Raw genomic sequence first — 25,540 nt, 5'->3', positions numbered from 1 at the left:
GAAGGTAATGGACTCCTGGACAGAAAGCCTTTTCCTTCTCTAATGACAAGTTCAAGACGCAAGGAGCACGCATGATCGACAACACAAGCCCTGCCGGCTGCAGGTTCGAACTCTCCCCCTTCGCGATGCTCGCCAGCGACTATCGGGCCTGCGCGCGTGACAACAACCTGCCCGAGCTTCCTCGGGGCAAATAAACTGGAGACGCTTCATCATGGCTATTGGTGTCTGGATTAGTCTGATTGGTTACTTTCTGCTCATGATCGCCATCGGCGTTTATGCGATGCGCACCTCCACGTCCTCATCCGAGGATTACATGCTGGGAGGTCGTTCGCTCAGTCCGAAGGTCGCGGCGCTATCGGCCGGCGCTTCGGACATGAGCGGCTGGTTGCTGCTGGGTCTGCCGGGGGCCCTCTTCGCTTCCGGGCTGGGCTCTGCCTGGATCGGCATCGGCCTGCTGGTGGGCGCGTTCTTCAACTGGACGCTGGTCGCTCCGCGCCTTCGCGAACAGACGGTTCACTATGGCAATGCCATTACCATTCCGTCCTTCCTGGCCAACCGTTTCCCGACTCGGGCAACGTCACTGCGTACCGTGTCGGCCGTCGTCATCGTCATATTCTTCGCCGTCTACACAGCCTCCGGCCTGGTGGCGGGCGGCAAGCTGTTCGAGAGCGCGTTTTCCGGCATCTTCAACTTCGGTGGTCTCAGTGACTACGCTGCGGGCATTATCATCACGCTGGGCGTGGTACTCGTCTACACCGTGGTGGGAGGCTTCCTCGCGGTGAGCATGACGGACTTCGTGCAGGGCTGCATCATGATGCTGGCACTGATCATCATGCCGGCTGTCGTGCTCTTCGGCGAAGGGGGTGGCGGCTTCTCCCAGGCCTCGCAGACCCTGAATGAAGTCGACCCCACGCTACTGACGTGGACGGATGGACTCACCTTCATCGGCTGGCTTTCGGCGGTGACCTGGGGGCTGGGGTATTTCGGCCAGCCACATATCATCGTGCGCTTCATGGCGATCCGTAATCTGAAAGACGTGCCGACAGCCCGCAACATCGGCATGGGCTGGATGCTCATCTCCCTGATCGGCGCCGTGTCACTCGGTATCTTCGGCCGCGCTTACGCGGTTCGCAATGGCATGGATATCCAGGATCCGGAAACCATCTTCATCATCCTGGCGGACCTGCTGTTCCACCCGTTGATCACCGGCTTCCTCTTCGCGGCACTGCTGGCGGCGGTGATGAGCACGATTTCCAGTCAGTTGCTGGTATCCTCGTCTTCACTCACCGAAGACTTCTACCGTCTGTTCCTGCGCAAGGAAGCGACGGAGAAGGAGTGTGTCCTCATCGGCCGCGTGAGCGTCGTGCTGGTGGGCCTGGTGGCGGCAGTGATCGCCTCCGACCCCGACTCTCAGGTTCTGGCGCTGGTCAGTAACGCCTGGGCAGGCTTTGGTGCGGCGTTCGGCCCGCTGATCATCCTGTCGCTGATGTGGCCGCGTACCAATGGTGCTGGCGCCATCGCGGGCATGGTCGTGGGTGCTGCCACCGTCATGATCTGGATTTCACTGGGCTGGAACGGCTCCTTCATGGGTGGGCCCGGTGTCTACGAGATCATCCCCGGCTTCATCGCCGCCTTCATTGCCATCCTGGTGGTGAGCAGCGTGACGGCCGACGCGGGTGAGTACAAGCAAATCTCTCGCTGAGAGCGCGCAACTCAAAGTAGTGAAAGGGCTCCTGCGGGAGCCCTTTTGCTGCCCGTCAGATCAGCCATGCACGCCCGATCAGCACCAGGGCAAACCCCCACAGGGCTCCCTGACTCCAGGGACCATTGACCAGCTTCTCCAGCCGGCCCATCTCCCCTTCCTCGGCCAGTGGACGCGCGAACGTTGTCCCCAGGGCCCAGACCCCCAGGGCCACCAGGGGGAGCCGCAGACCGAACGGCAGCCCCTGTATCAATTCGGGACGCCACAGCAACCAGGCCGAAAGACCGGCCGCCAATAACAGCGCGCCGGTATCGAGGTGCCTTCGAGAAATCAGGGGCCGATCCGTCATGGTCGCCTCCACTACCGAGATCACGCTTTCAGTGAAGACGATTCCTGGCCAGTTGGCGAACAATGTGCAAACATTGTACAAGAAATGTCGCTTATTGCTGTCAGTAGCAAAAAGTTCCATTGATTCGCCCCATATATTGCGATCGACACCATAGAATTTTTTTACAAGACGTTTAGAAACACTGTTTCCTATAATCCTCCTTGAACGATGTGAATGACGCAATGGGACTTGCCAGCGTCAGCATCCGAAACACCACAGGGAGGACTCCCCATGAAAGCGACTCGACTGATTTCCGCCACCGCCCTCGCCGCCGCCAGCCTCTTCGCTGCTCAGGCTGCCATGGCCTACCAGGCAGGCGACATCTATGTACGCGGCGGCTACTCCAAGTCCGACGTGAAGAGCGACAACGGCGAAATCGCCAACCAGGACATCAACGTTTCCGATGAACAGGGCATCGCCTATGGCCTCGGTTACCTGTTCACCGACAAGCTGGGCATCGAACTCAACGGCACCGAAGCCGTCGAGCATGATATGACCGGCGGCAGTTTCGATCGCACCCCGGTCAACCTGATGGCCAACTACTATCCGCTAGGCGGAACGGACTCGCGGGTCCAGCCCTACGCGGGTGTCGGCCTCAACTACACCCACTTCTCCAATGAGTCGGTGAGCGGCATGGACCTCGACCACTCCTACGGTGCCGCCGGCCAGGTGGGCGTGGATCTGGCTCTGACCGACCATCTAATGGTCGGTGCCTTCGCCAATTATGCCGATGTGGATAGCGACGTGGACATGCAGGGTCAGCAGGTCGGCAACGTCGAGCTCGACCCGCTCACCATCGGTGGCGGCCTGACCTACCGCTTCTAAGCGCCATTATCACCAGACCACGACGCCGGGCCATGCCCGGCGTCGCTTTGCCTGTGCCCGAACCAACGAGGCCCTCCACCTGGAGGGCCTCGTCATTTCAGCGCCACCCTTGGTGGCTCTTCAGCGAGGGTGATAGCGCGACAACCCGAGAGCGGCGAGGGACTCTTCATCCAGACCTGCAACCGCCGGAACCTCGGTCAGCCGGGCATGGTACTCGGCGGAGAGGAACACCTGGCCACACAACAGGTGCTCGAGATACTCGCGGGCAGGACGCAATGCGTCGGCGGTGGTTCCCGGCGTGGCGATGTACACCCAGGCCTCGATAACGCCTTCGGCGGTCTCGATGGGCAGACGATGCCGGCGATAATCGTCAGGGTGCCCTTCGAAAGGATCCATGTCATGGATCTGGTCGGGAGACATCAGCTCGAAGAGCGCCCCTTCGACACGCGCCCCCTTGCGAGGGGCCACGTTGGCGTGGCTGATACCGGGCACCTTCGATGCCTTGTCGAATCGCAGTACGTGATCGACCAGCACACCCGACAAGGCACGTCGAGTGTCGCCGATACGCGCCTCGACACGCGCCGGGTTCATGTTGCTGCCATAGGCAAAGTAATACGGCATGGCGCTCAATTCTCGGTGACGAGGGTATCGATGCGCTCGACGGCCTTCCCCATCAGGATGCGATCGCTGTTGCGCGCGCCTTCCTGAGCCAGGTACGCCTCCACCGCCGGGGCCACGTCACAGCTTGCGGGCATGGGGCTTTCCGCCTCGACCAGGGTGTCGAGCCGGGCGATGAACACGAAACGCAGCCATTGCGGCAGGCTCATGGTATCGATGCAGAATGGCTGAGAACTGTTGAAGGCCGCCGGCTCGGGAGGCTCCACGCGCCACAGGTTGGCGGCCCTCATGGTGGACTCGAGCTCGCGCAGCGCGGTGTCGAGTTCCTCGTGAACGGTCATGGGTTATCCCTCCAGTCGATCAATGGCGTCATTATCCCGTGACTGGCCGCCTCGGACCACCCCGCGCTCAGAATGCCTGGGGCGTCGGCTGCCCGGCCAGCACCTTGCGCAGGAAATCCCGGGTACGGGGATCCTCGGGAGCATTGAACAGCCTTGAAGGAGGGCCTTGTTCGACGATATGACCACCTTCCATGAACACCACCCTGTCGGCGACATCCCGGGCAAACCCCATTTCATGGGTCACCACCAGCATGGTCTGACGCTCGGCGGCCAACTGCTTCATCAGGGCCAGTACCTCCTCGACCCACTCCGGGTCTAGCGATGACGTCGGCTCGTCGAAGAGGATGATCTCGGCCTGCGCCGCCATGGCACGACCGATCCCCACACGCTGCTGCTGCCCGCCGGAGAGCGAGGCCGGATAGGCATCCGCCTTGTCGGCCAGCCCGATGCGCTCGAGGATCTCCCTGGCCCGTGCGTGCGCCTTCTCCTTCGACCAGCGGTTGACCACGATCAACCCCTCGGCGATGTTCTCCAGTGCCGTCTTGTTGGCGAACAGCGCATAGTTCTGGAAGACGAAGGCCGTGCGCCGACGCGCCGACAGAATGTCGGCCCGACTGGCGCGGGTGACGTCGATTTCCAGATTCCCCAGCGTCAACTGACCGGCATCTGGCCGCTCGAGGAAGTTCAGGCAGCGCAGCAGGGTCGACTTGCCGGTACCCGACGGGCCGATCACCACGATGATCTCGCCTCGCTCGATGGCGAGATCGATGTTGTCGAGCACTGGCGTGCCGCCGAAGCGCTTGACCAGATTGGCTATCTTGATCATCTGCGATACGCCTTGTTGAGCCGCGTCTCCAACCGGCGCTGGCCCCAGGCCAGCAACTCGACGATGATCCAGTAGATCACCGCCACGGTGACGAAGGCCTCGAAATACAGGAAGCTGCCGGCCGCCTCCTTCTGGGTCGCCCCCATCAGTTCGGTAACCCCCAGGGTGAAGGCCAGCGAAGTGGCCTTGATCATGTCGATGAAGTAGTTCATCAGGGTGGGTACCGCCACCCGAGTCGCCTGAGGCAGCACGATGCGCCGCATCAGTTGGCCATTGGTCATGCCGATGGACAGCGCGGCCTCGGTCTGGCTGCGATCGACGCCGACGATGGCGGCGCGGATCGATTCCGCCATATAGGCGGAAAAATGCAGCGTCAACCCCATGATGGTGGCGGTGATGCCATTGATCTGGGTCAGGAAATCCAGCAGCTGGGGCAGGCCGTAATAGAACAGGAAGAGCTGCACCAGCAACGGGGTACCGCGGAAGAAGGAGATGAACAGCATGGTCGCCGCGTTCAACCCCGGAATCTTCAGTACCCGGATCACCGCCAGTCCACAGGCCAGCGCCAGGGCCAGAACCATCCCGGCCGCCGCCATCTCGAGGGTCAGCGGTAGATAGCTCAACAGGATGGGCACCAGCCCCAGCATATAGTCGAAATCGAGAACGCTCATAACGGGTGCGACGCCGGATCAGGGACGCGTGATATCGGCGCCGAACCAGCGCTCGGAAATGTCCGTCAGGGTGCCGTCTTCACGTAACGCGGCAAGCGCCTGCCCGACCCGGTCGCGCAGCGCGCGTCCATCCTCGGTATCACGGAACGGCAACGCATTGCGGATCTCCGAGAAAGGCTTGCCGGCCAGTTCGAGCGGCAACGGCTTCTCCTTGATCACCTGGCTGGCACTTACCCGGTCCATGACGAAGGCATCGACACGGCCCAGGGCGGTATCCTGCTCGATGTTGCTCTCGTAGGTACGAATGTCGATCTCGTCGGCATAAGGCAGTTCACGCAGCAGTTCTTCGTAGTTGGAGCCCAGGTTCACTGCCACGCTCTTGCCACGCAGATCCTCGACACCAGAGATGACTTCGTTGCCCTCCTTGACCACGACCTGAGCACCGTCATAGACATAGGGTTCGGTGAAGACGTACTTGGCCTGACGCTCCTCGGTGATGGTGATCTGATTGGCGATGGTATCGATGCGGCCGGACTCGAGCATGCCGAAGAGCCCCGAGAAGTTGGCGGTCTCGAACGACACCTCAGTCCCCATCTCGTCGGCCACGGCCTCCATCACATCGACCTCGAATCCCTTGAGGGTATCCTGTTCGACGAAGGTGAACGGGAAGTAGCCACCGGACATGCCGACCCTGAGCGGTTCGTCCTCCGCCTGGGCAGTGCCGGCGAAAGCGATGGCACCAACGGGAATCAGGGTCAGGGCGATGCTTCGTACCAAGCCTGGGAAACGCAACATGATGAGCCTCCTGTCATTACACGCCACAAAGAGAGTTGAGGAATAAGAAACCTTTTTCTATATTCCATTTTGACACAAACCTTAGGAAAAATCCCTCACGGCGGCCAATAGCCGTTGATTATGCCTGTCATAGCTCCGTGACACAGTCATGTCATGCACAGAAGACCTGAACGTCCCTGTGGATAACCACTGAACAGGTCGCGCCTGCCAAGGCCTCATGGGCTTTACGAGCCATTGCTCAATGAATGATCAATTCCCGGTCTCTCGATACAGCGTTGGCTGACAGGATCCAGGTGTCGAGGTAAAGTGCACGCTTCGAGCCAGGGGGACTGCATGCAATCGATCGACAGCCTACATGACTTCTTCGTCCGAACCGGCGCCGAGGTGAGGCTCTATCATCTTGGCCGTCGTGTCGAACCTTGCGCGCTCGACGCCTTGCGCGACCTGGAACACGACGACCGCCCCTGGCCTGCCCCCTGGCAGGGGCAGGCCAGGCTGGCCATGGTGTTCCGGCTGGGGGATCTCGACGATCTGCTCATCTGGTTCCTGGCCCTGCCCCTGGATGAACAGGGGACGCTCGACCCGGCCCCCCGGGACGCCTTCCTGCAACGCCTGCTGGAAACCCTGGGGCGCAATGTCCAGGGACTCGGTCGTGAGGAAAGCGGCGAGATCGACAACCTGATGAAGGACAATCCCCTCGCCTTCACGCCCTCGACGACCTTCCAGGCCATGCTGCATGCCCGGGCGAGCCACGATCTCGACCGACCGGCAAGCCAGCATCTGGAACCGGTGGAAGCCTATCTGGAGGGGCAGCAGGCGCTCGACTGGCGGGCTCTCGGCTTTCAGGGCCTGGCCGATTTCGTGTCGCGCATGGACGCCGCCCAGCAGCATCGACTGGCCGATACACTCGCGGCGCTGCCCGATGAGGTCCTGGTATCGCTGTGTTACTGTCTGGAACATGTCAGCATTGGTGATACCCTCGCCGACGCGCTTCGACGACGCGGCGAGCGGGCCGCCGAGGCTGGCGACATCGAACACTTCTGTGCCTGCGTGCGCGCCATCAGTGGTGCCGATGGGACGCGAGCCGGTGACTGGTACGACGCCCTGCTTGCCGACGAGACAGCTTGCGGTCCCGATCTATTGGCCGCCATGGCAGGCCGGGGATGGCGTCATCTGGAGGATGGAGAGCGACTCCCGCGCTTTCTGACCCGCCTGGCGGACGAGCCCCGGGCCGACTTCACCGCCGTGGCACGCGACCTGGCGTTGATCCCTCGCCTGCGTCTGCCCGTGCTGATGACGCTACGCGAAGCCGAGCCGACATCCGCCATCGGTCGCCGTCTGGCCGGCCTATCCCGTTGACCCACAGGAGGCACCAAGCGCCATGAAGGAGCTCCCCTATCAGGCCAAGGCGATCATCGGCCGCCGCGAGATGGTCACCCTGCCAGCGTTGAACCTGACGCTGTGTGCCAAGGCCGACACCGGCGCCCGCACGTCGGCGCTCCACGCCGAGGACATCGAGACCTTCGAGCATGACGGCCATCCCTGGGTGCGGTTCACCACACGCGGTGGCGGCCCGGCCAGCCCGGCCCACGAGCAGTGCCTGCCACTCCATGATCGGCGCCGGGTCACCAGCTCCAACGGCCAGGCCGAGTGGCGTTACGTCATCCGCACGTCCATGCAACTGGGCGAACTGGAGTTTCCGGTCGAACTGACCCTTACCGACCGACGCGACATGCGCCACCCCATGCTGCTGGGCCGCCGCGCCCTCCGCCGGCTACTGGTGGCACCCGGCGCCGGTTTTCTGCATGGTGAGCCCTGAGGCTCACCCTCTCTCCGACCCTGTCAACGGAGAATCCGTCATGCACATCGCGCTGCTGTCACGCAACCGCAACCTCTACTCCACGCGCCGGCTGATGGAGGCCGCCGAGGCTCGCGGCCATAGCGCCCGGGTCGTCGACACCCTGCGATGCTACATGAGCATTGCTTCCCATCATCCATCCATCCATTACAAGGGGCAGGAACTCGAGCCCTTCGACGCCGTGATCCCCCGTATCGGTGCCTCCATCACCTTCTACGGCTGCGCGGTGCTGCGTCAGTTCGAGATGATGGGAACCCAGGTGCTCAACGACAGCGTCTCGATCACCCGCTCGCGGGACAAGCTGCGTTCACTGCAGCTACTCTCGCGCAAGGGCATCGGCCTGCCGGTGACCGGTTTCGCTCACTCGCCCGACGATATTCCGGACCTGATCACCATGGTCCGCGGCGCCCCCCTGGTCATCAAGTTGCTGGAGGGCACCCAGGGGATCGGCGTGGTGCTGGCCGAGACCAACCAGGCTGCCGAGTCGGTGATCCAGGCCTTCATGGGCATGAAGGCCAATATCATGGTTCAGGAATACATCAAGGAGGCCAAGGGCGCCGACATCCGCTGCCTGGTCATCGGTGACAAGGTCGTGGCCGCCATGAAACGCCAGGCCGTCGATGGCGAATTCCGCTCCAACCTGCACCGCGGCGGCAGCGCGAGCGTCATCCGCATCACGCCCGAGGAACGCTCGACGGCGATACGCGCCGCCAAGGCTATGGGCCTGAAAGTGGCCGGCGTCGACCTCCTGCGTTCCAACCACGGGCCGGTGATCATGGAGGTCAATTCATCGCCGGGACTACGCGGCATCGAAACCGCCACCGGCAAGGACATCGCCGGACAGATCATCGATCACCTGGAAAAAAGCTCGGCACCGAAACGCAAGACGCCACCCAAGCCTAAAGGCTAATCCCGAAAAAGGTATTTAATGGTAAACGGGGGTGGCAAAAGTACCACGACACCCCCACAATCTGCGTCACCGGAGGAGGTGAACGCGCATGTTTCTTGATAATCGCCAGGTGGCGATGGACAGTGCCCTCGAAGCACTGGCCGACAGCATCGACTATTTCCAGGACAATCTAGAGCGTTTGCGGCCAACCCTGCGCGACGCGCTCGAGCCCCATTTCGAGGAACGTGGCCGGCTGATGCGCGAGCTGCAGTCGCTGGCCCGCCGTCATCTCGACCTTCTCCCCCGCGATGCCGACGTCGAGCGCGACGACTACATGTGGCTGTGGAGTCGACTGAAGAGTTTCGTCGGCAATGACAGTCAGGTCCTGATCAACGAATTGCTCGAGCAGGAACGGGTATTGATGCAGTCGCTCTCGACCCTGCTCACCCACCCGCTACCCGACGCCATCGAGCCGGTCATCGAGGAATGCTGGCGGAACTGCCGTTCGCTGATTCGCGAGTTGTATCGTCTGCAGAAGCTGCGTCAGAAGCGTTGACCGGGCCGCGACGCGGCATGATCTCGAGGGGTTCCATCGGGCCCAGGAAATGCGGCTCGCGCCCCCATAGATAGAGGTCCCCGAGTGTCGCCACTCGCGCGATCCATTCCCTTGCCCTCAGCCGCAGGGTGTCGTCCGACGGCCGTTCCGGCGCCGCACAGCCTCGCGCCTCGATGCCCAGTGCATCGGCGATGAACAGGGCCCTGGGCAGATGCCAGGCCTGGGTGACCAGCAAGGCGCGGTTCACCGCAAAGACATCCCGGGCCCGGGCGAGAGTATCGAAGGTGCTGAAGCCGGCATAGTCGAGCGTCATGGCCGAATCCGGGATATCGCGGCCGCGCAGATCCTTCCACATGGTCACCGGCTCATTATAGTAGCGAGTGCTGTTATCTCCCGACAGCAGCAGATGCGCGACCCGTCCATCATGCACCAGGCTCGCCGCAGCTCGCATGCGCCCCTCGAAGTGAGGGTTCCGTGCGCCGCTGCGGGTCCAGTGCGATGTCCCGAAGACGATACCGACCCGCTCGGACCGGCACTGAGACGGCTCGAGCTCGATGCGACTGCGGGTATTGGTCAGCATCCACAGGTTGGCGGCCAGAAACAGCAGTATCGCCAGCAGGGTTCCCCCGCCAAGTGACATCAGCAGGATCCGGAAGGTTTTCCACGGTAGCGAGGGCATCGACTTCCCCGGTCATGGCGGCTTCTTGGGCGCCGCCTCATCTCGCCGACACCGGGGCGTTCGATGCAGCGCATGGACGACGCCCGCACGTTCCTCAGAACATGCCGAGTTCGAGCTTGGCCTCGTCGCTCATCATTTCGCGACGCCAGGGCGGATCAAAGACGATCTCGGTGTGCACCTTGCTGATCTGGGGGGCACCCAGAATCTTGTTGCGCGCATCGGCGGCAATGACATCGCCCATGCCGCAGCCCGGTGCGGTCAGCGTCATACGGATGGTGACGAGTCGCTCGCCGGTAATCAAGCGCTCGATGCGGCAACCGTAGACCAGTCCCAGCTCGACGATATTGACCGGGATCTCCGGATCGAAGCAGGTTCGCAGCTGATCCCAGACGAACGCTTCGATATCCTCCTCCGAAGCATCTTCCGGCAAGGTCGGTCGCGGCACCGCCTCGAGCCCCAGGGCGTCCAGCTCGCTGCCTTCGATCAGGTACATGCGTCCTTCGAACCCCACGCTGATCGTGCCGCCCTTGGCCTGCATGACCGTGACCTCGCTATCCTCGGCCAACGTCTCCGTCTTGCCGAAGGGAATGGAGATCGCCTCCACATCACGCTGCAGTGGCAGCACCTGTCCCTTGGTCACGCCGGACAGTGCATCGATATCACTCATATCGCTCCTCGGCTTTCCCTCAACGCAGCATGCCCACGACCCGCTCGAGCCCCTCGACGAAGATGTCGATTTCCTCGGGCGTGTTGTAGGCAGCAAAGGAGGCACGGCAAGTGGCATCGACACCGAAATGCGACAACAGCGGCTGGGCACAGTGATGCCCGGTACGTATCGCCACGCCCAGCTGGTCGATCAGCAGGCCGATGTCCTGGGCATGGGCACCATCGACGACGAAGGAAAGCACCGCCGCCTTGTCCGGCGAGGTACCCAGGATACGCAGGCCCTCGATCGAGGCCACACCCTCGGTGGCATGCTCGAGCAGGCGTGTCTCCCAGGCCTGGATCAGCCCCAGGCCGATCTCGTTCACCCACTCCAGGGCGCGACCCAGAGCGATCACCTCGGCGATCGCCGGCGTTCCCGCCTCGAACTTGTGGGGGATATCGGCGAAGGTCGTGGGCGTCTCGAAGGAGACGGTCTTGATCATCTCGCCGCCGCCCTGCCAGGGGGGCATGGCATCGAGCAGTTCCGCCCGGCCATAGAGGACTCCGACCCCGGTAGGGCCATACACCTTGTGGCCGGAGAAGGCATAGAAATCGACACCGAGGGCCTGTACATCGATGGGCTGGTGCGGTGCGGCCTGGGCGCCATCGACCATGATCAGCGCGCCATGCTCGTGGGCCAGGCTCGCCATCTCGGCTACCGGATTGACCGTGCCCAGCGCATTGGAGATATGGTTGACCGCCACCAGCCGGGTACGCTCACCGATCAGGTCGCGATAGGCAACCTGATCCAGCACGCCGCGCTCGTCCACCGGAATCACCTTGATGGTGAAGCCCAGCTCGCCGGCCAGCAGCTGCCAGGGCACGATATTGGAATGGTGTTCCAGGCGTGAGATCAGCACCTCGTCGCCGGGCCCGAGATTGGCACGGCCCCAGCTCCCGGCCACCAGATTGATCGCCTCGGTGGTGCCGCGCGTGAAGACGATCTCCCGGGCCTCGGCGGCCCCCAGATAGGCACGCACCGTCTCGCGGGTCCCCTCGAAGGCCCCGGTGGCCTCATCGGCCAGGGTGTGCAGGCCACGATGGATATTGGCGTTGCAACGCCGATAATAGTCGTCGAAGACCTCGATCACCTGACGCGGCGTCTGGCAGGTCGCCGCGTTGTCGAGATAGACCAGCGGCTTGCCATGCACCTCGCGATCGAGGATCGGAAAGTCACGGCGGACCCGGGCCACGTCCAGCTGGAGGTCACTGAAATCGGCCATGACTCACTCCTCGTTGAAGGCCGAGGCGGTTTCCACCAGGCCGGCCAGATTGAAGCGCTCCGGCAGCTTGCCGGCCACGGTCAGCTCGACCCGCTCGGACACCGCATCCAGGTCGACCCGATCCATGACCTCGCCGGCAAACGCCAGCGTCAACAGTCCGCGGGCGGTCTGTTCGTCGATGCCGCGCGTGCGCAGGGCGAAGATGGCCTCCTCGTCGAGCTGGCCGGTGGTCGCACCATGGGCGCACTTGACGTCATCGGCGTAGATCTCGAGTTCCGGCTTGGTGTCGATCTCGGCACGATCCGAGAGCAGCAGGTTGGCATTGCTCTGGTCGGCCTCGATCTGCTGGCTGTCACGCTTGACGATCACCTTGCCGTTGAACACGCCATGGGCGCGATCATCGAGGATGCCCTTGTAGTTTTCGCGGGAGAACGTCCGCGGCGCGTTGTGGTTGACCAGGGTGTGGTTGTCCACGTGCTGGCGGCCCTGGCCATAGAACAGACCGTTGTAGATCGCCTCGGCGCCTTCGCCGTTGAGGTCGCTGACCAGATCGTTGCGCACCAGGCCGCCCCCCAGGTTGAGGTTGAAGGAGACATAACGGCTATCGCGGGCCTGCTCGATGTGAATGCTGGCGATGTGGCGATCCTTGAGCGGCGCTTCCTGAAGCTTGTAGTGGCTCAGAATCGCACCACGCTCGAGGATGATCTCCTCCACCAGGTTGGTGAAGTTGGCGGCCTCGGCATCGCCCACGTGATGCTCGATCAGGGTGGCCTCGCTACGCCCGCCGGCCTCGACCAGGATACGCGGATGGCTCATCACCTCCTGCTCCCCGGCCCGAGACAGGAATTGCAGCACGATCGGCTTGTCCACCACGGTACGTGGGGCCAGCCGTACCACCGCGCCCTCTTCCATGAAGGCGGTATTGAGCGCCGCGAAGGACGAGAAGTCGACGCCGGTGAGACGCCCGAGCGGCCCACCCACGGCCTCGTGGTTCTCTTCCAGGGCATGCGACAGCGGCATTACCTGCACGCCCTCGGGCAATGACCCGAGATCCGACAACGCCGGCGCGAACACGCCATCGACGAAGGTCAGACGGTACGCGTCCAGCGGCAGCGTCAAGGCCGCCGCAGTGGCCGGCGAAAACTCGGCATCGGTGGCCAGGGTGAAGTCCCCCCGGGCAATGTCGCGTACATTGGTGTACTTCCACTCTTCGATGCGACGATGCGGGAAGCCGAATGCCTCGAAGCGTGCCGCCCCGGCCTGGCGACGCGCGGCGATCCAGGTCGGCTCGTCTCCACGCTGGGCATTACGCTCGGCCAGGCGGTCGAGAAAGCGCTGTTCGTCACTCATGCAGCAGAGTCCTCCTCGACCCAGTCGTAGCCACGGGATTCGAGTTCACGTGCCAGGTCGGCATCGCCGCTCTTGACGATGCGTCCATCGACCAGCACATGAACCTGGTCGGGCACGATGTAATCCAGCAGACGCTGATAGTGGGTCACCAGCAGGATGCCCTTCTCCTCGCCTCGCAGTGAATTGACGCCATCGGCCACCACTTTCATGGCGTCGATGTCGAGACCGGAGTCGATCTCGTCGAGCATGGCGAGTTTCGGCTGCAGGACCAGCATCTGCAGGATTTCGTTGCGTTTCTTCTCGCCGCCGGAGAAGCCCTCGTTGACGGCACGCTGAAGGAAGCTGGCATCCATCTTCATGAAGCCGACCTTCTCCTTGACCAGCTTCATGAATTCCGGCGCCGGTATCTCGTCCTCGCCCCGTGCGGCACGCTGGGCGTTGAGGGCGGCCTTGAGCAGATAGATGTTCTTCACGCCGGGAATCTCCACCGGGTACTGGAAGCCCAGCAGCAGGCCCGCCTGGGCACGCTCCTCGATTTCCATCTCCAGCACGTCCCGTCCCTCGAAGGTGATCGACCCGCTCGTCACCTCATAGCCGTCCTTGCCGGCGATGACGGCAGAGAGCGTGGACTTGCCGGCCCCGTTGGGGCCCATGAGGGCGTGGACTTCGCCGGCACCGATGGTCAGGTTCAGGCCCTTGAGGATCTCGGACCCCTCGACCGTGACGTGCAGATCCTTGACTTCGAGCATGTTGACTACCTTTTGAGCTATCAGCCGCCGCGGCGGCTCGCATAAGTTGATTCGTTTCGGCCCCGCAGGACGCGCAGCCTCGTCGCGTCTTACTCACGGCAAAGGAAGTGATGAGCTTTTCCGGCGCCGCACCGCCGCGAGGGCGCTGTGAACCCATCCCTGGGCGCTACATCCGCCCTGCTGCGCTTACGCTTCCTGCTTTGCTTGCAGGGCCTGGGTTGGCCTTCCATGGCCAACCCGTTCGGCGAATTCGCCTCACCCCTGGCGGATGACCCTCGCTTCGGCTCGTCTCCGGCGCTCATCTCCCCGGTCGTTTGGCTTGGTTAACCCACAGCCCCTTCCAGGGTCACGTTCAGCAGCGCCTCGGCCTCGACGGCAAACTCCATCGGCAGCTCCTGGAAGACATCCTTGCAGAAGCCGTTGACGATCATGTTCACCGCGTCTTCCTCGCCGATCCCGCGGCTCTGGCAATAGAACAGCTGATCCTCGCCGATCTTCGAGGTGGTCGCCTCGTGTTCCACCTTGGCGGAACTGTTGCCGATTTCCTGATACGGGAAGGTATGAGCACCACAGGTATCACCGATCAGCAACGAGTCGCACTGGGTGAAGTTGCGCGCTCCCTTGGCGCGGGGACCGACCTTGACCAGGCCACGGTAGGACTGATCGGAGCGACCGGCGGCAATGCCCTTGGAGACGATGGTGGAACGAGTGCCTTCGCCGATATGGATCATCTTGGTGCCGGTGTCGGCCTGCTGGCGGCCATTGGTCACCGCCACCGAGTAAAATTCGCCGACGCTATCCTTGCCGCGCAGCATGCAGGACGGATACTTCCAGGTGATCGCCGAGCCGGTCTCCACCTGGGTCCAGCTGATGTGGGAACGCTCGCCCCGGCAGTCACCGCGCTTGGTGACGAAGTTGTAGATGCCGCCCTTGCCATCCTCGTCGCCGGGATACCAGTTCTGCACCGTGGAGTACTTGATCTTGGCGTCATCCAGCGCCACCAGCTCCACCACGGCGGCATGCAACTGGTTCTCGTCACGCTGCGGCGCGGTGCAGCCCTCGAGATACGACACCTCGGCACGGCTCTCGCAGACGATCAGGGTCCGCTCGAACTGGCCGGTATTGGCGGCGTTGATCCGGAAATAGGTCGACAGCTCCATGGGGCAGGTCACGCCCTCCGGCACGAAGACGAAGGAACCGTCGGTGAACACCGCCGAGTTGAGCGCGGCGAAATAGTTGTCGCCCTGAGGTACCACGCTGCCGAGGTACTCCTGGACCAGCTCCGGATAATCGCGGATCGCCTCGGAGATGGAGCAGAAGATCACGCCGGCTTCATGCAGCTTTTCCTTGAACGTCGTGGTCACCGAGACCGAGTCGAACACCGCGTCCACCGCCACGCCGGCCAGCGCGGCCCGCTCGTGCAGCGGAATGCCCAGCTTCTCGTAGGTTTCGAGCAGCTTGGGATCCACCTCGTCGAGGCTCTGGGGCCGGTCCTCGTCACGCTTGGGCGCGCTATAGTAGGAAATCGCCTGGTAATCGATGGGCGGATAATCCAGATGCGCCCAGGAGGGGGACGTCATCTTCAACCACTGGTGGTAGGCCTTGAGGCGCCACTCCAGCATCCAGTCCGGCTCGCCTTTCTTCCGGGAGATGAAGGCGATGGTGTCTTCGTCCAGACCCGGCGGTACCGTCTCGCTCTCGATGTCGGTCACGAACCCTTCCTTGTATTCGCGACGGACGAGCTCTTCCATTTCCTGACTTGCCATGATGTTGTCCCCTCCCCGGGCTGGTTGGGTCGGCGAGCGCGGCTCGCCTCGGGTAATGAAGTCGCGGGTGATCAGGCCTCGGCGGCCAGGCTCACGCTCTGTATGGGTAGCTGGACGGGCAGCTTGATCGGTGTGGTATCGGCCAGATGCGCCAGGGTCACGCTGTCGAGCAGGGCACGCACCGCCAGCGACACCCGCTGCCAGTTGTCCGACACGCCGCAGACCGACACCAGATCACAGTCGCCTTCCGCCTGGCTGCATTCGGTCATCGCCACCGGCCCTTCGATGGCCGAGATGATATCGCTGGCGGAAATGCGCGAGGCCGGGCGCGCCAGGGAGTAGCCACCCTGAGCGCCACGCCGGGACTCAAGAAGCCCGGCACGCACCAGCATCTTCAGGGTCTTGCTGACCGTCGGATGCGGCAGCGACACCGCCTCGGCAAGCTCGGCCGCCGCATGCGGCTGCTCGGGATGTCGGGCGATCTGGGCCATCACCACCGCCGCATAATCGGTCAGTCTGGAAAGCTTCAACACTGCCTGACTCCCCGGGGCTTTCCCCTCAGGTGATCGATTGCGGACCATTTTAGTCCTGTATGGTTTCGATGTGAAGCCTCACCGGACGCTACCGAGCAAGAATCGGTCGGTTCGCGACACGTTCACTACCGATAGCATCAAAAAAGCCAATCATTCTCATTACCAATAGCTATCAGCTCGCCTCACGCCTCACGCCTCACGCCTCACGCCTCACGCCTCACGCCTCACGCCTCACGCCTCACGCCTCACGCCTCACGCCTCTCGCCTCTCGCCTCTCGCCTCTCGCCTCTCGCCTCTCGTAGCTCGTAGCTCGTAGCTCGTAGCTCGTCGTAATGCATCACGGCTCGCAATTCCCACCATTGCGCATCGTCATCCACGCAAAAACAACGCTTTGCTAAGCTACGCCTCCATGACAAGCGCCTTGCATCACCCATCCGATGCCATCGACACCCCGCCCGGCTATGCTTGACAGGGACTCGTCGCCGCAAGGAGAACGAATTTGGAACTGCTGCAATACGCACTGGACAACATTGACCTGCTGGCCTCGAGAACCCTCGAGCACATCGCCCTGGTGGGCGTGGCCGTGGGCATCGCCACCGTCACCGGCGTCCCCGTCGGCATCGCCATCACCAAGAACGAGCGTCTGGCCAGGACGGTCCTCTATGCCGCCTCCATCATCGTCACGATCCCCTCCATCGCGCTCTTCGGAATCATGATCCCGGTGCTGTCACTGATCGGCCAGGGCATCGGCTACCTGCCGGCGGTGATCGCCGTGCTGCTCTACTCGCAGCTGCCGATCATCCGCAACACCTACACCGCCATCAACAACGTCGACCCGGCGCTGCGCGAGGCCGCTCGGGGCGTCGGCATGAGCCAGAACCAGCGCCTTCGCATGGTCGAGATCCCGCTGGCGGTGCCGGTGATCATGGCCGGCGTGCGGACCGCCGTGGTGCTCAATATCGGCGTGATGGCGATTGCCGCCTATATCGGCGCCGGCGGGCTCGGCACCTTCATCAGTCGCGGCATTTCCCAGTCCGACCCGCGCCAGCTGATCGTCGGCGCCGTGGCAGTCAGCCTGCTGGCGATCATCGTCGACTACGGGCTGCTGGCGTTACAGAAACGCCTGACGCCCCTGGGCATGGAACGCGCCGCCGAGACGGCCTGATTCCCTCGACCGTCGTCCCCCGGCTCATCGTTCAAGGAACCGCAAATGATTCGACTGGATAACCTGACCAAGGTCTTCGACACGCCCAAGGGAGCAGTGACCGCCGCCGACCACATCAACATGGAAGTCCCGGCCGGGGAGATCTGCATCCTGCTCGGCCCCTCCGGCTGCGGCAAGACCACCACCCTGAAGATGATCAACCGCATCATCCGCCCTACCTCGGGCAAGGCCTTCATCGACGGCGAAGACACCACCGGCCTGGATACCCAGGACCTGCGCCGCAACATCGGCTATGTGATCCAGCAGATCGGCCTGTTTCCCAACATGACCATCGAGGAGAACATTTCGGTGGTGCCCAAGCTGCTCGGCTGGGACAAGGCGAGGTACCGGGAACGTGCCCGCGAGCTGATGGCGATGATCGCCCTCGACCCCGACGCCTTTCTCAAGCGCTATCCCAGCGAGCTTTCCGGTGGTCAACAGCAGCGCATCGGCGTGGCCCGTGCGCTGGCCGCCGACCCGCCGGTCATGCTGATGGACGAACCCTTCGGTGCCATCGACCCGATCAATCGGGCGGTGATCCAGGACGAGTTCCTCAAGATGCAGCAGGAACTCAAGAAGACCATCATGTTCGTCAGCCACGACATCGACGAGGCGATCAAGATGGGCGACAGCGTCGCGGTCTTCCGCGAGGGCCAGCTCGTCCAGTATTCATCGCCGGACGACCTGCTGGCGGCTCCCCGCGATGCCTTCGTCGAGTCCTTCCTCGGCGAGGACCGGGCGCTGAAGCGCCTCAATCTGGTCCGGGTGCGTGACGTGGTCAGCGATGAAATCGGCACGGTGTCTCCCGGCGACACCCTGGCAACCGCCCTGGCTCGCATCGACGATTTCGGCTACCAGAACTCCATCCTGATGATCAACGACAAGCGTCAGCCGGTGGGCTTGATCACGCGTGCTCTGGCGCGCACCACCAAGGGCTATTGCCGCGACCACTTCCAGAACGTGCCGGACACGGTGTCGCTGGACGATGACCTGCGCAAGGTCGCCTCGCTGATGTTCGCCCAGGACACCACCTGGCTGCCCTGCGTGGATGAACAAGGACGCGTCTGCGGCCAGATCACGCAACGCGCCATGACCCACCACCTGGGCTCGCGCTTCCGCCCCCGCTCGAGCGACGAACGACAGTCCGACGCCGCGACCGAGGAGTGAGCCGATGCCCATACAGAATCTGAAAGGGGTCCTGCGCCTGCTGCTGCTCGCCGTCATCTTCTTCGCAGGCGTCTGGAGCCAGTCCAGCGGGGTCATCGACGATTTCATCTTCTACCTGCCGGACGTGCAGTATCTCGCCGCGCAACACCTGTGGTTGACCGCCATTTCCGGCGGCCTGGCCATCCTGGTGGCCATCCCGCTCGGCGTGATGCTGTCCCGCCCCAGCATGGCCCGAGCGGCCGAGTCCCTGATGCAGGTCCTCAACGTCGGCACCACCATCCCGACACTGGCGGTGCTGGCCTTGTCGATGAGCTTTCTGGGCATCGGCACCGTGCCGGCGGTATTCGGGCTGTTCGTCGCCACCCTGCTGCCGATTACCCGCAACACCTATGCCGGCCTCAAGGGCGTTTCACCTGCCCTGATGGAGGCCGCCGCCGGCATCGGAATGTCTCCGGCCCAACGACTGCTCAGGGTGGAGCTGCCCAACGCGCTCTATGTGATCTTCGCCGGTATCCGCACCGCCTTGACCATCAATGTCGGCACCGTGCCGCTGGCCTTCCTGATCGGCGCCGGCGGACTCGGCGAACTGATCTTCACCGGCATCGATCTCTACGACCCGGTGATGATGCTGTCCGGCGCCATCCCCACGGCACTGTTGGCGATCGTGGTCGACGCCCTGATCGCCATCACCGCTTTCATCGTGGTGCCACGCGGGGTCAACCCTTCCCGCGCTTGAGCCCATGACCGTCCCCAGGAGGAGAACGACATGAAACGTTTGATGACGACACTCACCGGCCTGGCCCTCGCGGGCACCATGGCCGGCGCCCAGGCCCAGGAAATCGTGGTCGGCGGCAAGAACTTCACCGAACAGCAGATTCTCGCCAGCATGACCTCCCAGTATCTCGAGGGGCTGGGCCATGAGGTGGAAAGCCGCGCCGGCATGGGCTCCGCCATGCTGCGCCAGGCCCAGGAAAACGGCCAGATCGACCTCTACTGGGAATACACCGGCACCTCGTTGATCAACTACAACGACGTCACGGAGTCCCTGTCCCCTGACGAGACCTATCGGCGCGTCAAGGAACTCGATGGCGAGAAGGGCCTGGTGTGGCTGGACCCCTCCGAGGCCAACAACACCTACGCCCTGGCCATGCGCGAAGAGAGCGTCGAGGAAACCGGCATCGACTCGCTCTCCAAGCTGGCCGAGGCTGTCAATGATGGCAAGGAACTATCGTTCGCCATGAACGCCGAGTTCTACGCCCGTGAAGATGGCTGGCGTCCGCTGCAGCAAGCCTATGACTTCCGGGTGAGCCGCGGCGACGTCAAGCGCATGGACTCCGGGCTCGTCTACCAGGCACTGCGCGACGGCCAGGTCGACGTCGGCCTGGTGTTCGCCACCGATGGCCGCATTCCGGCCTTCGACTTCGAGGTCCTCGAGGACGACCAGAACTTCTTCCCGGCCTATGCCCTGACCCCGGTAGTCCGTCAGGAGTCGCTGGACGCCCACCCCGACCTCGCCGAGCAGATGAACGCGCTCTCCTCGCTGCTCGACGACCAGACCATGGCGACCCTGAATGCCCGGGTCGACGTGGAACGCGAGACCATCGAGGATGTCGCGGCCGACTTCCTGACCGACAATGACCTGCTATAAGCTGTCTCGGGGCCAGGCTGGCTGGCCCCGTTTTCCTCCGCCCTGCGGCGGTGCGGCCACCGAGCGGTTCGAACGGCCCGGCCGACACGGCAGCACTTGTCACCTCCCTGCCCCACCGGGATTCTCATCTTCATGCCCACCAGCCGCCACGAGGCCAGGATGCACTACCAGGACGATCTCCTCGTCGCCGCCGCCCAGATCAATGCCGAGCTCGGTGCTGTCGATGCCAACCTCGAGCGTCATCTCGAGTGCCTCGAAGAGGCCACCCGGGCCGGTATCGAGCTGCTGGTCTTTCCCGAACTGTCACTGACCGGCTATGGACTCGGTGCCGATGTCATGCGAGTCGCCATGCCGCTGGAGGACCCTCGCCTGATGCGCCTGGCCCGAGCCGTCGGCGATATCCAGGCGGTGGTCGGCTTCGTCGAAGAGGCGAGTCCCGGCGAGTACTACAACGCCCTGGCGATTCTGCAGCATGGCGAACTCGTCGCCGTACATCGCAAACTCAACCTGCCCACTTACGGTGGCCTCGAGGAAGGCAAGTGGTTCACGCATGGCGATGCCCTCACCCACACCCCCGTGCGTCCGGGCTGGTCGGCCACCCAACTGATCTGTGCCGACCTGTGGAATCCAGCGCTCGTCCATGCCGCCCTGCTGCCACGCCCCACCATCCTTTGCGCCCCGATCAATTCGGCCTCGGGCATCGTCAGCGACGACTTCTCCAACGAGCAGAACTGGGCCTTGAACGTGCGTTTCTACGCCATGACCTATGGCACGCCGGTGATCATGGCCAATCGATTCGGTCCCGAAGGCGCCAGCCACTTCTGGGGCGGTTCGCGCATCCTCGGTCCCCGAGGCGAGCTTCTCGCCGAGGCGGACGACCGTGAAACCCTGATCGAGGCACACCTGTCACGCACCGCCATCGCACGCGCACGTTTCGAACTCCCCACGCACCGTGACGCCGACACGCCCCTGATCCGCGATCTAATGGCCGGCTATCGCTGACGATACGTTCGAAAGGAACCACTTCCCCCGGCCTTGGAAAGGGCTCCCATTCCCGACGGAAAAAGTGCTAGAATCGATCCTGTTCAACGGTTCTAAAACAAAGCGATTTCCGCATGAAAGCCAAGGCGAAAAGCATTCTGGTAATGGGGGTTTCCGGTTCGGGAAAGTCGCATGTCGGTCGCCAGGTGGCAGCCGCCATGGGCGCCACCTTCCTCGATGGCGATGACTATCATAGTCCCGGAAACATCGCCAAGATGTCGCGTGGCCAACCCCTCAATGATGGTGACCGGGAAGCCTGGCTGGCGACCCTCGCTGACCTCTATCGAGAGTATCAGTCACAGGGAATATCCCTGGTGATCGGCTGCTCGGCATTGAAGCATCGCTACCGCGACCAGCTTCGCACCGCCACGCCCAGACTGGATATTCTCTACCTGCATGGTGACCGGAATGTCCTGGTAGATCGGCTCGAGCGGCGAAGCGAGCACTTCTTCACCGGCACCCACATGCTGGACAGTCAGCTTGCCACCCTGGAAGTCCCCTCCCGGGAGGAAGCCTTCCGCGGCGATATCCGGGACACGCCTCGCGGTATCGTCGATGCCTTTCTGGAGCATCTCGACGCGCGGTCGAGCTGAGGCAGGATACGACGTCATCATCGATCGAAAAGGCGACCAGAAAAGGCCGCCTTTTCTTCTTTCATTCCGGATAACGTTCTTACGATTTCAATGTCATTGATCAACGTTCGCCATGGCGATTCGCCAATGCACAAAGCCCTGAAAGGGTGGCATCGTCACTCGAGATTTCGATGACACTTCCCCCTGCCCACTCCAGGGCCATTCGGTACAGGGAATTCAAGGAAGTCGAACCGATCAATGTCACCGAGGTATCTCGCCATCTCTTGCGTTGTGAAAGCACCTCATTGCCGATCAACACGCCGGAAATGAAGCCTCCGATCGCCTCGGCAGACAAGCCGGCATACAAGTGTCGACTGCGTGCCTCAAAAAGCGCGTGCAGCGGTCCATCGGGATGCGTCGCGGCCTGAAGCCCCTGGCGAAAGCCCGCCTCGTCGAACGCGGCACGCTCCCGGGAAGGCTCGCCGGGCAGTGTATGAAAGCGCACGGCATGAAAGAGTTCACCGGTCATGACGGTGGTGAAGTCGGTCAGACGTTCTCCTTCCAGATGCACCCACTTGCTGTGCGTGCCTGGCAGGCAGCACAAGCCCGAGGTCGCTTCACGCAAGGCCATGGCGCCGAAGGCCTGCACCTCTTCGCCGCGCATCACATCGACGTGGTCGTCGCGTACTATCTTGAGGCCTGGCACGATCCAGGCATTGGACAGCCCGGGCGCCGCCATCAATCCGGCGGCAAGGTCCGCGGCGGAAGCCGGCACATCCAGTTGCGGCGCCTCGCACCAGCCACGAGCCGAACCGACCATGCCGGACAAATAGACAGGCACTCGGCCATCTTCTCGCCAGGCCCCAACCTGGGCGAGGCAGTAGTGCGGGAATTCCTCGCTGGACAGCGCCCTCAGGCCGGCATCCGAACGATGGCTGTCGAGACATTCGCCGCTGGCTCGATCGACCAGGAAGGCCCGGAAATTGCTGGTGCCCCAGTCGATGGCGATCAGCCGCTCGCTCATCCCTCGCTCCCCCGATCCTCGAGCCGGTGCCACTCGGCGACCAGGTCGGCGGCGATCTCGGCGATTTCATCGGTGTCGCGACCGGGCTTGTAGAGGTTGCTGCCAAAACCGAAACCACGCACGCCCGCGGCATGCCACTCGGCCATGTTGCCGCGCTCGATACCGCCCACCGCCAGTACCGGCAGGTCCGGCGGCAGAATGGCATTGATATCCTTGAAGTACCCGGTGCCGAGCCGAGCCGCGGGAAACAGCTTGAGCGCCCTGGCACCGCTGCGCGCCGCGGCCAATGCCTCGGTGGGCGTCATGCAGCCGATCATGGGGGCCAGCCCATGATCGACGCCGGCCCGGATCACTTCGACATCACTATTGGGCGTGACCATGAGGGGGGCGCCGAGCCGAGCCAGCCGCTCGGCATCGGCGCCTTCCAGCACGGTACCCGCCCCGACCAGCACCGATGCCGGGCAATGTGCCACCGCTCGCTCGATACTCTCCCAGGGCCGCGGCGAGTTGAGCGGAATCTCGATCATCCGGAAGCCGGCGCCGACCAGCGCCTCGCACACGCCCTCTACTTCCTCGGGCGTGATACCGCGCAGTATCGCCACCAGCGGCAGCGTCTCCAGGGCCTCGTTCAGGGTGTTGCCTTGCGTCTCGTTCATGATCTCACCACTCTTTTCACCACTCGGCGATCGAGCCGTCCTCATGGGTCCATACCGGGTTGCGCCAGCGATGGCCCACCCTGGCGCGTTCCTCGACGAAGGCCTCGTCGATTTCTACCCCAAGACCGGGCCCCTCGGGAATCGCGCAGAATCCGTCCTCGATGGCCAGCGCCGACTTGTCGACCAGGTAGTCGAGCACGTCATTGTCACGGTTGTAGTGAATGCCCATGCTCTGTTCCTGGATGAAGGCGTTGTGATTCACCGCATCCACATGCAGCGAGGCCGCCAGCGTCAGCGGCCCCAGCGGACAATGGGGTGCCAGCGCCACATCGTGGCAGGAAGCCAGACTGGCGATCTTCATGCCCTCGCTGATGCCGCCGCAGTGCGACAGGTCAGGCTGAACCACGTCGATCATTCCCTGGGCCAGCAGATCACGGAACTCGAACCGCGTGTGCAGCCGCTCGCCGGTGGCCAGCGGATAGCCCAGCCCACCGGCGATGTTCGTCAGACACGGCAGGTGCTCGGGGGCCACCGGCTCCTCGACGAACATCGGGTGATAGGGCTCCAGTTCGCGCAGCAACGCCTTGGCCATCGGCCGGTGAACGCGACCATGGAAGTCGATGCCGATGCCCACATCGGGCCCGACGGCATCCCGGGCCTCGGCCACCCGCGCCACGGCCTCATCGATCTTGCGATGCGAGTCGACGATCGCCAGCTCCGGCGTACCATTCATCTTGAAGGCCGTGAACCCCTGGTCGACCAAGGTCCTGGCCCCCGCCCCCACATCCTGCGGGCGGTCGCCGCCGGTCCAGGCGTACATGCGCATCCGATCGCGGACTCGTCCACCCAGCAGCTGATGGACGGGCACGCCGAGATCGCGCCCCTTGAGGTCCCACAGCGCCTGGTCGATACCGGCGATGGCACTCATCAGGATCGGCCCGCCGCGATAGAAGCCGGCACGGTACAGCGTGTTCCACAGATGCTCGATGCGATGCGGGTCCTGGCCGACCAGATAGTCGGACAACTCATGCACCGCCGCCTCGACTGTGGCCGCGCGCCCTTCCACCACGGGTTCGCCCCAGCCATAGGCACCTTCATCGGTCTCGATCTTGAGGAACAACCAGCGTGGCGGCACCTGCCAGGTCTTGAGTCGGGTAATTTTCATAGAACACTATCCATTCCATTATTAATCCGGCAATCAAATAGATCGTCCTGATCTATTTGATTGTCGCCCGCACCACGCTGGCGCAGATGCGTGGATTTTCTGGTGTGGCGCGGGCTCGCGCAGTCCTGACGGCCGGCGGCGGCACTTTCCTGTACCGCGATTAACCCGACATAAAAGCTTGCCGGGTTAATATCACGCCTGTCGCGTCGAAAAGCGGGCCGATACCGCACCGTCGTTTCGGGCATCGGCGAGCAGAGCGAAGGACAAGGCATTCGGCGCACAGAAACCGGAGCATACTGAGCGGTATGTGAGGATTTCGAGCACCGAATAACGACGTCATTCGCCTGCGCAGCCATGCCAATCACCCCACCAGCCACATGGCCAAATTGGGCCAGAACAGCAGCGCGAACAGCACGCACAGCTGCAGGGCAATGAACGGCAGCACCGAGACGAAGATGTCCTTGAGACTCACCTCCGGCGGCGCCACCCCTTTCAGGTAGAAGGCGGCCGGCCCGAACGGCGGCGACAGGAAGGAAACCTGCATGTTCACCGCGAACAGGATGCCGAACCAGATCGGGCTGTAGCCCAG

Annotated in this window: 31 protein-coding genes; 13 read left to right on the top strand and 18 right to left on the bottom strand. The window is 63.1% G+C overall.

What is annotated here, in order from left to right; all coding sequences use genetic code 11:
- Positions 1-71 precede the first annotated feature (71 nt).
- A complete protein-coding gene (locus LU493_RS18335; RefSeq protein WP_275289251.1) occupies positions 72-194 on the top strand; it encodes a hypothetical protein in 123 nt (40 codons plus the stop codon).
- A gap of 17 nt (positions 195-211) precedes the next feature.
- Positions 212-1,702 carry a sodium/proline symporter PutP gene (gene putP, locus LU493_RS18330; protein WP_275289250.1) on the top strand — a complete coding sequence of 497 codons (1,491 nt, stop codon included), beginning with the start codon at positions 212-214 and terminating at the stop codon, positions 1,700-1,702.
- 55 nt (positions 1,703-1,757) lie between these two features.
- Here the strand turns inward: putP and LU493_RS18325 are convergent, their stop codons facing one another.
- Positions 1,758-2,051 carry a hypothetical protein gene (locus LU493_RS18325; RefSeq protein ID WP_275289249.1) on the bottom strand — a complete coding sequence of 98 codons (294 nt, stop codon included), beginning with the start codon at positions 2,049-2,051 and terminating at the stop codon, positions 1,758-1,760.
- A 270-nt stretch (positions 2,052-2,321) separates the two neighbouring features.
- On the opposite strand from LU493_RS18325, the gene LU493_RS18320 reads away from it, so the two are divergent.
- Positions 2,322-2,915, top strand: a complete 594-nt coding sequence (locus tag LU493_RS18320; RefSeq protein ID WP_275289248.1) for an OmpW/AlkL family protein — start codon at positions 2,322-2,324, stop codon at positions 2,913-2,915.
- Positions 2,916-3,035: 120 nt separating this feature from the next.
- Here LU493_RS18320 and LU493_RS18315 read toward each other — a convergent pair whose 3' ends face one another.
- The 5 genes from LU493_RS18315 to LU493_RS18295 all read right to left on the bottom strand — a co-directional run bounded on the left by LU493_RS18315 (position 3,036) and on the right by LU493_RS18295 (position 6,166).
- Positions 3,036-3,536 (bottom strand): gamma-glutamylcyclotransferase family protein, encoded by a 501-nt coding sequence (locus LU493_RS18315; protein ID WP_275289247.1) that lies wholly within the window; start codon positions 3,534-3,536, stop codon positions 3,036-3,038.
- 5 nt (positions 3,537-3,541) lie between these two features.
- Positions 3,542-3,874 carry a YqcC family protein gene (locus LU493_RS18310; protein ID WP_275289246.1) on the bottom strand — a complete coding sequence of 111 codons (333 nt, stop codon included), beginning with the start codon at positions 3,872-3,874 and terminating at the stop codon, positions 3,542-3,544.
- A gap of 67 nt (positions 3,875-3,941) precedes the next feature.
- Positions 3,942-4,700: an amino acid ABC transporter ATP-binding protein gene (locus tag LU493_RS18305; protein WP_275289245.1), complete on the bottom strand. Its 759-nt coding sequence runs from the start codon at positions 4,698-4,700 to the stop codon at positions 3,942-3,944.
- Positions 4,697-5,371 (bottom strand): amino acid ABC transporter permease, encoded by a 675-nt coding sequence (locus tag LU493_RS18300; protein ID WP_275289244.1) that lies wholly within the window; start codon positions 5,369-5,371, stop codon positions 4,697-4,699. The genes LU493_RS18305 and LU493_RS18300 overlap by 4 nt, the downstream gene beginning before the upstream one ends.
- Positions 5,372-5,389: 18 nt before the next feature.
- Entirely contained in the window at positions 5,390-6,166 is a 777-nt protein-coding gene (locus LU493_RS18295) for an amino acid ABC transporter substrate-binding protein (RefSeq protein WP_275289243.1), read from the bottom strand.
- 333 nt (positions 6,167-6,499) lie between these two features.
- On the opposite strand from LU493_RS18295, the gene LU493_RS18290 reads away from it, so the two are divergent.
- The 4 genes from LU493_RS18290 to LU493_RS18275 all read left to right on the top strand — a co-directional run bounded on the left by LU493_RS18290 (position 6,500) and on the right by LU493_RS18275 (position 9,469).
- The gene (locus LU493_RS18290; RefSeq protein ID WP_275289242.1) at positions 6,500-7,525 is read left to right on the top strand and encodes a DUF3549 family protein; all 1,026 of its coding nucleotides are present in this window, start codon (positions 6,500-6,502) and stop codon (positions 7,523-7,525) included.
- A 22-nt stretch (positions 7,526-7,547) separates the two neighbouring features.
- Positions 7,548-7,985, top strand: a complete 438-nt coding sequence (locus LU493_RS18285) for an ATP-dependent zinc protease family protein (protein ID WP_275289241.1) — start codon at positions 7,548-7,550, stop codon at positions 7,983-7,985.
- 40 nt (positions 7,986-8,025) lie between these two features.
- Entirely contained in the window at positions 8,026-8,934 is a 909-nt protein-coding gene (gene rimK / locus LU493_RS18280; protein WP_275289240.1) for a 30S ribosomal protein S6--L-glutamate ligase, read from the top strand.
- A gap of 88 nt (positions 8,935-9,022) precedes the next feature.
- Entirely contained in the window at positions 9,023-9,469 is a 447-nt protein-coding gene (locus LU493_RS18275) for a hypothetical protein (RefSeq protein WP_275289239.1), read from the top strand.
- Here LU493_RS18275 and LU493_RS18270 read toward each other — a convergent pair.
- From LU493_RS18270 to LU493_RS18240, 7 genes are all read right to left on the bottom strand, one after another.
- Positions 9,390-10,148, bottom strand: a complete 759-nt coding sequence (locus LU493_RS18270; RefSeq protein ID WP_275289238.1) for a SanA/YdcF family protein — start codon at positions 10,146-10,148, stop codon at positions 9,390-9,392. The genes LU493_RS18275 and LU493_RS18270 overlap by 80 nt on opposite strands.
- Positions 10,149-10,242: 94 nt before the next feature.
- Entirely contained in the window at positions 10,243-10,815 is a 573-nt protein-coding gene (sufT, locus tag LU493_RS18265) for a putative Fe-S cluster assembly protein SufT (RefSeq protein WP_275289237.1), read from the bottom strand.
- 19 nt (positions 10,816-10,834) lie between these two features.
- Complete coding sequence (locus tag LU493_RS18260; protein ID WP_275289236.1) at positions 10,835-12,076, bottom strand: aminotransferase class V-fold PLP-dependent enzyme; 1,242 nt, start codon at positions 12,074-12,076, stop codon at positions 10,835-10,837.
- 3 nt (positions 12,077-12,079) lie between these two features.
- The gene (sufD, locus tag LU493_RS18255) at positions 12,080-13,426 is read right to left on the bottom strand and encodes a Fe-S cluster assembly protein SufD (RefSeq protein WP_275289235.1); all 1,347 of its coding nucleotides are present in this window, start codon (positions 13,424-13,426) and stop codon (positions 12,080-12,082) included.
- Positions 13,423-14,175 carry a Fe-S cluster assembly ATPase SufC gene (gene sufC, locus LU493_RS18250; protein ID WP_275289234.1) on the bottom strand — a complete coding sequence of 251 codons (753 nt, stop codon included), beginning with the start codon at positions 14,173-14,175 and terminating at the stop codon, positions 13,423-13,425. The genes sufD and sufC overlap by 4 nt, the downstream gene beginning before the upstream one ends.
- Positions 14,176-14,498: 323 nt before the next feature.
- Complete coding sequence (gene sufB, locus LU493_RS18245) at positions 14,499-15,941, bottom strand: Fe-S cluster assembly protein SufB (RefSeq protein ID WP_275289233.1); 1,443 nt, start codon at positions 15,939-15,941, stop codon at positions 14,499-14,501.
- Between the two features lie 71 nt (positions 15,942-16,012).
- Positions 16,013-16,474, bottom strand: coding sequence for an SUF system Fe-S cluster assembly regulator (locus LU493_RS18240; protein WP_275289232.1), 462 nt, complete (start codon positions 16,472-16,474; stop codon positions 16,013-16,015).
- 499 nt (positions 16,475-16,973) lie between these two features.
- On the opposite strand from LU493_RS18240, the gene LU493_RS18235 reads away from it, so the two are divergent.
- From LU493_RS18235 to LU493_RS18210, 6 genes are all read left to right on the top strand, one after another.
- On the top strand, positions 16,974-17,639 hold the full coding sequence (locus LU493_RS18235) for an ABC transporter permease (protein ID WP_275289231.1): 666 nt from the start codon (positions 16,974-16,976) through the stop codon (positions 17,637-17,639).
- 45 nt (positions 17,640-17,684) lie between these two features.
- A complete protein-coding gene (locus LU493_RS18230; RefSeq protein ID WP_275289230.1) occupies positions 17,685-18,845 on the top strand; it encodes an ABC transporter ATP-binding protein in 1,161 nt (386 codons plus the stop codon).
- A gap of 4 nt (positions 18,846-18,849) precedes the next feature.
- A complete protein-coding gene (locus LU493_RS18225) occupies positions 18,850-19,581 on the top strand; it encodes an ABC transporter permease (RefSeq protein WP_275289229.1) in 732 nt (243 codons plus the stop codon).
- Positions 19,582-19,611: 30 nt separating this feature from the next.
- Positions 19,612-20,493 (top strand): glycine betaine ABC transporter substrate-binding protein, encoded by an 882-nt coding sequence (locus LU493_RS18220; protein ID WP_275289228.1) that lies wholly within the window; start codon positions 19,612-19,614, stop codon positions 20,491-20,493.
- A gap of 132 nt (positions 20,494-20,625) precedes the next feature.
- Positions 20,626-21,495, top strand: a complete 870-nt coding sequence (locus LU493_RS18215) for a nitrilase-related carbon-nitrogen hydrolase (RefSeq protein WP_275289227.1) — start codon at positions 20,626-20,628, stop codon at positions 21,493-21,495.
- Positions 21,496-21,608: 113 nt separating this feature from the next.
- The gene (locus tag LU493_RS18210) at positions 21,609-22,127 is read left to right on the top strand and encodes a gluconokinase (RefSeq protein WP_275289226.1); all 519 of its coding nucleotides are present in this window, start codon (positions 21,609-21,611) and stop codon (positions 22,125-22,127) included.
- A gap of 100 nt (positions 22,128-22,227) precedes the next feature.
- On the opposite strand, the gene LU493_RS18205 is transcribed toward LU493_RS18210, so the two are convergent.
- From LU493_RS18205 to LU493_RS18185, 5 genes are all read right to left on the bottom strand, one after another.
- Positions 22,228-23,130 carry a 2-dehydro-3-deoxygalactonokinase gene (locus LU493_RS18205; RefSeq protein WP_275289225.1) on the bottom strand — a complete coding sequence of 301 codons (903 nt, stop codon included), beginning with the start codon at positions 23,128-23,130 and terminating at the stop codon, positions 22,228-22,230.
- Positions 23,127-23,786: a 2-dehydro-3-deoxy-6-phosphogalactonate aldolase gene (locus tag LU493_RS18200; protein ID WP_275289224.1), complete on the bottom strand. Its 660-nt coding sequence runs from the start codon at positions 23,784-23,786 to the stop codon at positions 23,127-23,129. The genes LU493_RS18205 and LU493_RS18200 overlap by 4 nt, the downstream gene beginning before the upstream one ends.
- A gap of 16 nt (positions 23,787-23,802) precedes the next feature.
- Positions 23,803-24,951, bottom strand: coding sequence for a galactonate dehydratase (dgoD, locus tag LU493_RS18195; protein ID WP_275289223.1), 1,149 nt, complete (start codon positions 24,949-24,951; stop codon positions 23,803-23,805).
- Positions 24,948-25,307, bottom strand: coding sequence for a hypothetical protein (locus LU493_RS18190; protein ID WP_275289222.1), 360 nt, complete (start codon positions 25,305-25,307; stop codon positions 24,948-24,950). Before LU493_RS18190 ends, dgoD begins: the two co-directional genes overlap by 4 nt.
- Positions 25,308-25,312: 5 nt before the next feature.
- A partial coding sequence (locus tag LU493_RS18185) for a TRAP transporter large permease subunit (protein WP_275289221.1) occupies positions 25,313-25,540 on the bottom strand: 228 nt, incomplete at its 5' end.

The sequence above is a fragment of the Halomonas elongata genome (assembly GCF_029081005.1).
In the GTDB taxonomy this organism is placed as follows: Bacteria; Pseudomonadota; Gammaproteobacteria; order Pseudomonadales; family Halomonadaceae; genus Halomonas; species Halomonas elongata_B.
Note: the sequence above shows the minus strand (reverse complement) of the source record. Positions and strands in the feature narration are given on the sequence as shown.

Bases quoted from the DNA above. Each gene is read 5' to 3' on its own strand.
- LU493_RS18270 (WP_275289238.1), bottom strand. From the start codon at position 10,148: ATGCCCTCGCTACCGTGGAAAACCTTCCGGATCCTGCTGATGTCACTT.
- LU493_RS18300 (WP_275289244.1), bottom strand. From the start codon at position 5,371: ATGAGCGTTCTCGATTTCGACTATATGCTGGGGCTGGTGCCCATCCTG.
- LU493_RS18210 (WP_275289226.1), top strand. From the start codon at position 21,609: ATGAAAGCCAAGGCGAAAAGCATTCTGGTAATGGGGGTTTCCGGTTCG.
- rimK (WP_275289240.1), top strand. From the start codon at position 8,026: ATGCACATCGCGCTGCTGTCACGCAACCGCAACCTCTACTCCACGCGC.
- LU493_RS18220 (WP_275289228.1), top strand. From the start codon at position 19,612: ATGAAACGTTTGATGACGACACTCACCGGCCTGGCCCTCGCGGGCACC.
- LU493_RS18320 (WP_275289248.1), top strand. From the start codon at position 2,322: ATGAAAGCGACTCGACTGATTTCCGCCACCGCCCTCGCCGCCGCCAGC.
- LU493_RS18285 (WP_275289241.1), top strand. From the start codon at position 7,548: ATGAAGGAGCTCCCCTATCAGGCCAAGGCGATCATCGGCCGCCGCGAG.
- LU493_RS18325 (WP_275289249.1), bottom strand. From the start codon at position 2,051: ATGACGGATCGGCCCCTGATTTCTCGAAGGCACCTCGATACCGGCGCG.
- putP (WP_275289250.1), top strand. From the start codon at position 212: ATGGCTATTGGTGTCTGGATTAGTCTGATTGGTTACTTTCTGCTCATG.
- dgoD (WP_275289223.1), bottom strand. From the start codon at position 24,951: ATGAAAATTACCCGACTCAAGACCTGGCAGGTGCCGCCACGCTGGTTG.
- LU493_RS18305 (WP_275289245.1), bottom strand. From the start codon at position 4,700: ATGATCAAGATAGCCAATCTGGTCAAGCGCTTCGGCGGCACGCCAGTG.
- sufT (WP_275289237.1), bottom strand. From the start codon at position 10,815: ATGAGTGATATCGATGCACTGTCCGGCGTGACCAAGGGACAGGTGCTG.
- sufD (WP_275289235.1), bottom strand. From the start codon at position 13,426: ATGAGTGACGAACAGCGCTTTCTCGACCGCCTGGCCGAGCGTAATGCC.
- LU493_RS18205 (WP_275289225.1), bottom strand. From the start codon at position 23,130: ATGAGCGAGCGGCTGATCGCCATCGACTGGGGCACCAGCAATTTCCGG.
- sufB (WP_275289233.1), bottom strand. From the start codon at position 15,941: ATGGCAAGTCAGGAAATGGAAGAGCTCGTCCGTCGCGAATACAAGGAA.
- LU493_RS18290 (WP_275289242.1), top strand. From the start codon at position 6,500: ATGCAATCGATCGACAGCCTACATGACTTCTTCGTCCGAACCGGCGCC.
- LU493_RS18230 (WP_275289230.1), top strand. From the start codon at position 17,685: ATGATTCGACTGGATAACCTGACCAAGGTCTTCGACACGCCCAAGGGA.
- LU493_RS18190 (WP_275289222.1), bottom strand. From the start codon at position 25,307: ATGGCTGCGCAGGCGAATGACGTCGTTATTCGGTGCTCGAAATCCTCA.
- LU493_RS18295 (WP_275289243.1), bottom strand. From the start codon at position 6,166: ATGTTGCGTTTCCCAGGCTTGGTACGAAGCATCGCCCTGACCCTGATT.
- LU493_RS18260 (WP_275289236.1), bottom strand. From the start codon at position 12,076: ATGGCCGATTTCAGTGACCTCCAGCTGGACGTGGCCCGGGTCCGCCGT.
- sufC (WP_275289234.1), bottom strand. From the start codon at position 14,175: ATGCTCGAAGTCAAGGATCTGCACGTCACGGTCGAGGGGTCCGAGATC.
- LU493_RS18215 (WP_275289227.1), top strand. From the start codon at position 20,626: ATGCCCACCAGCCGCCACGAGGCCAGGATGCACTACCAGGACGATCTC.
- LU493_RS18310 (WP_275289246.1), bottom strand. From the start codon at position 3,874: ATGACCGTTCACGAGGAACTCGACACCGCGCTGCGCGAGCTCGAGTCC.
- LU493_RS18315 (WP_275289247.1), bottom strand. From the start codon at position 3,536: ATGCCGTATTACTTTGCCTATGGCAGCAACATGAACCCGGCGCGTGTC.
- LU493_RS18200 (WP_275289224.1), bottom strand. From the start codon at position 23,786: ATGAACGAGACGCAAGGCAACACCCTGAACGAGGCCCTGGAGACGCTG.
- LU493_RS18335 (WP_275289251.1), top strand. From the start codon at position 72: ATGATCGACAACACAAGCCCTGCCGGCTGCAGGTTCGAACTCTCCCCC.
- LU493_RS18225 (WP_275289229.1), top strand. From the start codon at position 18,850: ATGCCCATACAGAATCTGAAAGGGGTCCTGCGCCTGCTGCTGCTCGCC.
- LU493_RS18275 (WP_275289239.1), top strand. From the start codon at position 9,023: ATGTTTCTTGATAATCGCCAGGTGGCGATGGACAGTGCCCTCGAAGCA.